Annotated in this window: 8 protein-coding genes; 4 read left to right on the top strand and 4 right to left on the bottom strand. The window is 36.7% G+C overall.

The genetic code is table 11. The features are described from left to right. The 4 genes from AWW78_RS09155 to AWW78_RS09140 all read left to right on the top strand — a co-directional run. A partial coding sequence (locus tag AWW78_RS09155) for a PHP domain-containing protein (RefSeq protein ID WP_047134969.1) occupies positions 1-818 on the top strand: 818 nt, incomplete at its 5' end. Between the two features lie 17 nt (positions 819-835). After that, positions 836-1,303, top strand: a complete 468-nt coding sequence (gene ribH, locus AWW78_RS09150) for a 6,7-dimethyl-8-ribityllumazine synthase (RefSeq protein WP_047134968.1) — start codon at positions 836-838, stop codon at positions 1,301-1,303. A 102-nt stretch (positions 1,304-1,405) separates the two neighbouring features. Beyond that, positions 1,406-2,068, top strand: coding sequence for a PorZ beta-propeller-like domain-containing protein (locus tag AWW78_RS09145; RefSeq protein ID WP_176696246.1), 663 nt, complete (start codon positions 1,406-1,408; stop codon positions 2,066-2,068). After that, complete coding sequence (locus tag AWW78_RS09140) at positions 2,049-3,569, top strand: T9SS type A sorting domain-containing protein (RefSeq protein WP_047134966.1); 1,521 nt, start codon at positions 2,049-2,051, stop codon at positions 3,567-3,569. The genes AWW78_RS09145 and AWW78_RS09140 overlap by 20 nt, the downstream gene beginning before the upstream one ends. Here AWW78_RS09140 and rho read toward each other — a convergent pair. The 4 genes from rho to AWW78_RS09120 are packed head-to-tail and all read right to left on the bottom strand — an operon-like array spanning position 3,566 to position 7,937. Beyond that, positions 3,566-4,858, bottom strand: coding sequence for a transcription termination factor Rho (gene rho / locus AWW78_RS09135; RefSeq protein ID WP_047134970.1), 1,293 nt, complete (start codon positions 4,856-4,858; stop codon positions 3,566-3,568). The two genes, AWW78_RS09140 and rho, sit on opposite strands and share 4 nt — an antisense overlap. Before the next feature lie 39 nt (positions 4,859-4,897). Beyond that, entirely contained in the window at positions 4,898-6,223 is a 1,326-nt protein-coding gene (locus AWW78_RS09130; RefSeq protein WP_047134965.1) for a bifunctional folylpolyglutamate synthase/dihydrofolate synthase, read from the bottom strand. 32 nt (positions 6,224-6,255) lie between these two features. Beyond that, positions 6,256-7,179 (bottom strand): dihydroorotate dehydrogenase, encoded by a 924-nt coding sequence (locus tag AWW78_RS09125; RefSeq protein ID WP_102134773.1) that lies wholly within the window; start codon positions 7,177-7,179, stop codon positions 6,256-6,258. Next, positions 7,179-7,937, bottom strand: coding sequence for a dihydroorotate dehydrogenase electron transfer subunit (locus tag AWW78_RS09120; RefSeq protein ID WP_047134963.1), 759 nt, complete (start codon positions 7,935-7,937; stop codon positions 7,179-7,181). The genes AWW78_RS09125 and AWW78_RS09120 overlap by 1 nt, the downstream gene beginning before the upstream one ends. Positions 7,938-7,992: the final 55 nt, after the last annotated feature.

Raw genomic sequence — 7,992 nt, 5'->3', positions numbered from 1 at the left:
TTGAAAAAAACTTTAAAGAGTCATTTTTGTCAATTTTTATCAATCCTCCAACCCAAGTAGTAATGAAGGCAAAAGAAAATGGGCTTGATGTAATAAGCATAGTCGACCATGATACAACAAATGGACTTGAGGAGGCAATAGAGGCGGGGAAAGAACTTGGGGTTGAGGTGATCCCTGGAATTGAATTGAGCTCAAACATAAATGGGACAGACATACATATACTTGGATATTTTATAGATTGGAAGAATGAAAATTTTCAAGTCTATCTCAGAATTTTTCGTGAGTTAAGAATTCAACGAGCAAAAAGAATAGTTGAAAAACTAAATGCTCTTAATATACCTGTTGAATTTGAAAGCGTAGTTGAAATAGCGAAAGATTCCATCATAAGCAGAGTTCATATAGCAACCGCGCTTGTTAAACAAGGGTTTGTGAATGATTTCTATGAGGCGTTCAATAAATATCTCGGTGTTGGATGTCCCGCCTATGAAAAAAACATCGATCTTTCACCGCGTAAAGCCATAAGGTTAATTTCTGAGGTTGGTGGATTATCTTTCATTGCTCATCCTGGGAAATTAATCAGCGAAATTGATCTGGCAAATTTAATTGAGCTTGGGATCGATGGAATAGAAGTTATACATCCGTCACACGATGAAGAGTTAATCAGATATTACCGCTCAATAGCCAATGAATACTTTTTGCTTGAAAGTGGAGGCTCCGATTTTCATGGGGGAGTTAGAAATGATGAACACAATATAGGTAATTACACTGTGCCATATAAATTCGTTAAAATGATGAAGCAAAGGTTAAATTTAAAATAAAACGATAGCTTAATAGAATGAAAATTTTTAAAGGCAACCTTATAGCTCAGGGGTTAAAGTTCGGGATAATTGTCAGCAGGTTTAATGAATTGGTTACTTCAAAATTACTCGATGGGGCAATTGATTGTCTTAAAAGACATGGAACAAATGATGAAGATATAGAAATTTTTTACTCCCCTGGTTCATTTGAGATACCTCTCATTGCAAAAAAGCTCGCTCAAACAGGAAAATACAACGCCGTAATTTGCCTTGGTGCTATAATCCGCGGGGAAACCCCACATTTTGATTACATTGCGTCTGAAGTTTCAAAAGGTATAGCTCAAGTCCAACTTGAAACTGGCATCCCGATCGCATTTGGAATTATAACAACTGACGATGTTGAACAAGCGCTGAACAGGTCAGGGATGAAGAATGGGAATAAGGGTTGGGATGCTGCCCTTACGGCAATTGAAATGGCAAATCTTATAAATCAGATAAAGAAGTAAATTATGCACTTCGTATCATCTCGCCCTTGTATCACCACAAATCTTAACAAAAATGGCAGAATTATAAACTTGCGCTTTCACTTCGTAATCTTGCTATCCTTTTTGATAACTATTAACCTTCTGGCTCAATTTAGGGAGTGGAAGAATTACACAGATATGAAAAATGTTCGTAAAGTTTTCGTGTTTGGTGATACAATTGTTGCTGGGACCGAAGGTGGAATTTTTATATTTTATCCAAATGAAAAAAGGTTTCAAAAAATTTTGAAGACCGAAGGTCTTTTCGATGTTGATGTTAAGTCAATGACTGTAACAGCGAATAAAAATATCATCATTGGGTTTGGAAATGGGGTCATTGATATTTTAAGTTATTCACCTAAAGATTACAATGTCAAGCATATCTTTGATATACAAAATTCTCCCGAGCCAGATAAAACAATAAATTTTCTGAAAGCGTACGGCGATACACTTTTTATTGGGACAAATTTTGGACTTTTGACATACAGGATCTCAAGACAAGAGTTTATAGATACTTATAGAAGGATTTTTCCTGACGTTGAAAGAATCAAAGTTTTTGATGCTCAAATTTTAAACGATACAATTTACATTGCAACATCCGAGGGAATTGGCAAAGGTTATCAATTCAGTCAAATTCTCGTTTCACCGGCGGGGTGGAAAACTATCAGAGTTTCGGGTGGAATTAGAAGCATTGGAATTTTGAACAATAAAATTTACGCTGGGAATATAAATGGTCTTTTTTTTGCTTGATGGTGATAACGTGACAAAAGTTTCTTCTATTCCTGTTAATTTAATTTACAATGCTGGCGACTCAATCTTGATCTCAACGGGTAGGGAAATTTTTTCATATAGGAATGATCAACTACAAATGATAACCCGATTAGCTTCCGGTGATGTTAATGATATTTCAATATGGAGTGATAAAATTGTTGCTGGTATTTCATCAAGTGGAGTTGGAATTTTTGAAAACGGCGAATGGAAGTTTTATTATCCAGATGGACCAAATGGAAATCAATTCTCAAATATGGCTATTGATGCAAACGGAAACCTTTGGGTTGCGTCGTCAAAGTTTTTGGGTAAGGGACTTTATAGATTTCAACCTGAAGTTTCTGGAAGTGAAGGGAGATGGAAAAATTTTACAAAAGAGCAATTTAGTAGGATGTCGAACGATTGTTACAGGGTGAGGATTGGGAAGAATTATGTTTGGGTTGGGACTTGGGGTGGAGGATTGATAAAAATTGACAAAAATGACTCTTTAAAGTTTTTTTCAAAAAATGAAGGAATAATGGGTGTAACCGAAGATACAAACTTCGTGGTCATAACTGACATCGCTGAACAAGGTGATCTTGTTTGGATTTTAAATTACAAGCCAAGGAATGCAAATATAATTTATCTTATGCGCAATGATTCATTGATTTATTCTTTTGTTAACGCTTATAACCCATCATACTATCTTAACACTCAGCTCGAGATAGATGAGAAAGGGAAAAAATGGATTGTTTCTGAGCACGGATATATTTTCGTTTTTGATGACAATGGAACAATTTTTGACAAAAGTGACGATAAATGGATTGCGATTTCAAGAGCAGATGGTTTAAATGGGAATCCAACTGTGATAAAGTTTGATAATCGAGGCGATCTTTGGGTTGGGACGACTTATGGGCTTAATATAATTGTTGACCTTGATGAGCCCTTGAAGGCTGGTAGCATAAGGAGTGTTTTTGCACTTCGTGATTTTTATATAAATGACATAGCTATTGATGGGGCAAATAATAAATGGGTTGCGACAAAAAATGGCGTATGGGTTCTTTCGCCAGATGGGACAAATGTCATAGCCCAGTATGACGCAAGCAATTCGCCAATTTTAAGCGATGATGTCAAGTCAATTGCTTTTGATCTTAATTCCGGGGTTGTTTATTTTGGAACTGATAAAGGGTTGACAAGTTTAAAAACGGAGTTCGGAAAACCTGCCGAGAATTTTACAACGATGAAGATTTATCCCAATCCCTTTCATCCGGAAAAGGATTTAAATGTTGTGATCGATGGACTTGTTGCTAATTCGACGATAAAAATTTTCACAATTAGTGGTGATCTTGTAAAAACTATTATAACTCCCGGCGGTAAAACCGGCATTTGGGATGGAAAAAATGAAAAAGGACAGTATGTTCCCACCGGGATTTATATTATCATTGCTTACAACGAAGATGGAACACAAGTTGGGATTGGGAAAATAGCAATACTAAGAGATTAAGTGCTCATTGACCTCAAGAATTCTTTATTGTTCTTCGTTCCCCTCATATTCTCAAGTAAGAATTCCATAGCCTCAACTGGGGACATTTCACTTAAGAGTTTTCTAAGTATCCAGACTCTGTTCAGTTCCTCTGGTTCTAAAAGCAGTTCTTCTTTTCTCGTTCCTGTTTTGTTGATATCAATTGCTGGGAATATCCTTCTGTCAGCAAGTTCTCTCGTAAGGACGACTTCCATGTTACCCGTTCCTTTAAATTCTTCAAAGATAACTTCATCCATTCGGCTTCCGGTATCAATTAAGGCTGTTGCTATTATTGTTAAGCTTCCGGCTTCTTCTGTATCTCTTGCTGCCCCGAAAAATTTCTTTGGTTTTATTAATGCGCTTGCGTCAATACCACCCGAGAGAATTCTTCCGCTGTGTGGCGTTACAAGGTTGCTGGCTCTTGCAAGTCGTGTTAAGCTGTCAAGAAGTATTACAACATCTTTTCCAGATTCAACAAGTCGTTTCGCTTTCTCAAGAACCATATCAGCAACTTGCATGTGTCTTTCGGGTGGTTCATCGAAAGTTGAGCTTATAACTTCAACATCAGGACCGACAGAACGTTCCATATCCGTGACCTCTTCTGGACGTTCATCAATCAAAAGGATGATAAGCTTTATCTCTGGGTGATTTCTCATTATGCTATTTGCCATCTTTTGCAAGAGGACAGTTTTACCAGCTTTTGGAGGCGATACAATCAAACCGCGCTGTCCTTTTCCAATCGGTGCAAATAAATCAAGGATTCTCATTGAGTATTCCCCGGGAACTGTCTCAAGCCGTATCCTTTTGGTTGGATAAAGCGGAGTTAAATTTTCAAAAAGAATTCGCTCTTGAGCTTTTTCGGGTGGAAGACTGTTTACTGTTTCAATTCTGAGCAATGCGTAAAATCTCTCACCCTCTTTTGGTGGTCTGACCCGCCCAGCAATTGTATCCCCAGTTTTGAGATTAAATTTTTTAATCTGAGATGGAGAAACATAAATATCATCTGGGGACGGGAGATAGTTGTAATTTGCTGATCTTAAAAAGCCATATCCATCAGGGAGAATTTCAAGAACTCCTTTGCTGAATATGACACCATTCTGTTCTTCACCTTCTTCAGCTTCACCTGTCCCAGCCCTTTGCTCTTGCATCTTCTCAAGTATTTTCATTATCAATTCCTGTTTTTTCAAATCACTATAGCCGGAGATGCCTATCTCCTTGGCAATTTTTTGAAGCTCCGCTACTTTTTTTGACTGAAGCTCCGTAATGTCCATTACCATTTTTAATTCACCCTCCTTTTTTATTTTTAATTTTTAAATTAAACACTCAATTTTTCGCTTTTCAATGTGAGCAATTATTTCACCAGCTAAATAGTGTGAGCCCGTGACTAAAATCAAATCTCCTTCCTTAGATTCGTTTACGATAAAATCAAATGCTTTATCAGAGTCATAAATGTAAACAGAGTTAACCCCATTTTGTTTGAAAATTTCAGAGATCATCTTTGCATCAAGGGCACGACCAATTTTTGGTTGCGTTGCTACTGCGAAATCAGTTACTTCAGAAAGTTTTTTGATCATCTTTTCATATTCCTTATCGCGCATCACTCCAAATAGAAGCAGAAGTCTATTTCGTTTGAAAACTTCAAGTTCTGTAACAAGCTGATTTATAGCAGGATAGTTATGAGCCACATCAATTACAATTTTCGGCTTTTGATGATAATTAGATAAGGGTTTCAAAACCTCAAGGCGAGCTTTCAATCCCGAAAATTCTTTAACTTTTAAAAGACCCTCATATAAGTTTTCCGGCTTATAATTTGCAAAGCCAAGATCTGAAAGCAATTCAAAAGTCAAAACCGCAAGCTGAGCATTTCTTGTCTGGAATTTTCCAGGAACACCTGCAACTAAATCGACATAATAATTTTTCCCCGTTTTCAGGTCAAATTTTACCTTATACTCATCTGATTCCTTAAACATTATCTTTGAAATCTCGTCAGCTATGATAAGTTTAGAATTTTTCTCATTCGCAACCTTTCTAATGACCTCTAAAGCCTCGCCGTCGCATCCAGTTATGCAAGGGATTCCTTCTTTAATTATCCCCGCTTTTTCAAACGCAATTTCTTCGATCGTGTCGCCAAGGATGTTCATATGGTCATACGAAACCGTCGTAATTACAGAGACCGCGGGTAAAATGATGTTAGTTGAGTCAAGCCTCCCGCCAAGGCCAACTTCAATCACAGCAAAATCGACTTTCTCATCGGCGAAGTGTTTAAATGCAATCGCTGTAGTTACCTCGAAAAATGTAGCTTTTAAAAGATCGATCTCGTTTTGTAGGGATTTTACATATTCAACGACTTTTTCTCTTGAAATCGGAATACCATCAACCCTTATTCTCTCGGTGAAATCAACTAAGTGTGGTGAAGTATAAAGACCTACTTTATAACCACTTGCCTTTAAAATTGATGCTATAAACGATGAAGTTGAACCCTTGCCGTTTGTTCCAGCAATGTGAACTGAAATAAAATCTTTCTCAGGGTTCTGAAATAATTTAAGTAATTTCTCTATATTTTGCAAGCCAAGTTTGATTCCAAAACGCTGCAGAGAATAGAGATAGTTTATGACCTCAATATATTTTTTCTTCATAAATTTTTTGCGTTATGTTTTTATCTTACCCGTCAGTGCGGAAGAGATTCAACGATTATAGAACCGACAATTTCGTTAATATCTTCAACTTTATTCTCCTCACAATATTTGACCAAGCCTGAGATGATTTGGAGTGGAGTACTCGGGTCGATGAAATTCGCTGTTCCGACTTGTATCGCCTTTGCTCCTGCTATCATGAATTCAATCGCATCTTCCCAAGTTGTTATTCCGCCGATGCCGATAATTGGTATATCAACATTTTGAAAAACCTCAAAAACTTTTGCAAGTGCAATTGGTTTTATCGCAGGACCTGAAAGTCCCCCTGTAATGGTTGAGATTTTAGGTTTTCTTGTTTTTATGTCGATTGCCATTCCAACAATTGTGTTTATCAAAGACACTGCATCTGCTCCTTCTTCTTTGCAAACTTTAGCGAACTCGGAGATCCTTGTAACATTTGGTGTAAGTTTGATTATCAATGTTTTATCTGTAATTTTTCGTGTCGCATTGACGATTTGGCGTGTCATTTCTAAATTTGTCCCGAATTCAAGTCCACCCTCTTTTACATTTGGACACGAGATGTTAATTTCGTATGCGCTTATGCCCTCTGTATCTTCCAATCGTTTTATTATTTCACAGTAATCTTCAATTCTTTTTGCCGCAATGTTTACAATTATTGCCGTGTCAAAGTTTTTCAGTATAGGTAATTTTTCGTTTATAAATTTATCAACTCCAATATTGGCAAGTCCAATTGAGTTTAGCATTCCGCACGGTGTTTCAACTATCCGTGGCGGTGGGTTCCCAAGTTTAGGTTTAAGCGTTAAGGATTTAGTAACTATACCACCAAGTTTATTGATATCCACTATTCCTATTAATTCATCGCCGTATCCAAAAGTTCCCGAAGCAACGAGAACTGGATTTTTAAGTTTTAATTTGCCAATTGTAACTTCTGTTTTGATCATAATAAAATATCTTTTGAATTAAAAATAGGACCGTCTTTGCAGGCTAATTTATATCTTTCATCTTTCGTTTTTACAGCGCAACCTTGGCATAGTCCCGTTCCACATGCCATCGGGGTTTCAACCGAGACTTCGCAATCAAGATTTAGCTTGTCACATAGATCAATAAGTGCTTTGAGCATTGGGGTTGGTCCACAGCCGAAAACTTTAGATGTAGAGTAATTGTCATTTATATTTGACTTAAAAAGTTCTACAACTGTTCCTCTGTATCCGTAAGAGCCATCATCTGTTGCGATGTTTACATTTACAAGTCCATCAAGCACAAGTTGTGATTTTGTTCTTGCTCCTACAAATGAAATTATGTTTTTACCTTTTTCTTTCAAAATTTTTGTTAAAAATGGGAAAGGTGCGATTCCAAGACCACCAGCAACTATTAAAGCTGTATTAAAATCACCGTCCACATTAAATCCATTTCCAAGCGGTCCAATTATGTCAATTTTTTCACCAATTTTTATATTTGATAAAATTTTCGTTGCTTTTCCGACGATATTAAAGATTATTTGAATTCTATCTTCAATTATGTTGTAAATGCTAAAAGGTCTGCGCAGGAGAGGATCAAAATTTTCTGAAACCTTTACATTGATAAATTGTCCTGGCTTTGAAACTGCTGAAATTTCTGGCGATAAGAGTTCAATTCGATAGATGTTTTCAGCTACAGGTTCATTTAAGAGGACGGTCGAGGTTGTCTTTATTATCATCTATCCTTCTTTTCTTTCTTTCCCGTATATTAAGTCTGTCTTCTTCCGAATCACT

Source organism: Candidatus Kryptonium thompsonii (assembly GCF_001535985.1).
In the GTDB taxonomy this organism is placed as follows: Bacteria; Bacteroidota; Ignavibacteria; order Kryptoniales; family Kryptoniaceae; genus Kryptonium; species Kryptonium thompsonii.
The sequence above is the reverse complement of the archived record's forward strand: the minus strand, read 5'-3'. Positions and strand labels throughout refer to the sequence as shown.

Coding starts and splice junctions, on each gene's coding strand:
- ribH (WP_047134968.1), top strand. CDS start 836: ATGAAAATTTTTAAAGGCAACCTTATAGCTCAGGGGTTAAAGTTCGGG.
- AWW78_RS09140 (WP_047134966.1), top strand. CDS start 2,049: ATGGTCTTTTTTTTGCTTGATGGTGATAACGTGACAAAAGTTTCTTCT.
- rho (WP_047134970.1), bottom strand. CDS start 4,858: ATGGACATTACGGAGCTTCAGTCAAAAAAAGTAGCGGAGCTTCAAAAA.
- AWW78_RS09130 (WP_047134965.1), bottom strand. CDS start 6,223: ATGAAGAAAAAATATATTGAGGTCATAAACTATCTCTATTCTCTGCAG.
- AWW78_RS09120 (WP_047134963.1), bottom strand. CDS start 7,937: ATGATAATAAAGACAACCTCGACCGTCCTCTTAAATGAACCTGTAGCT.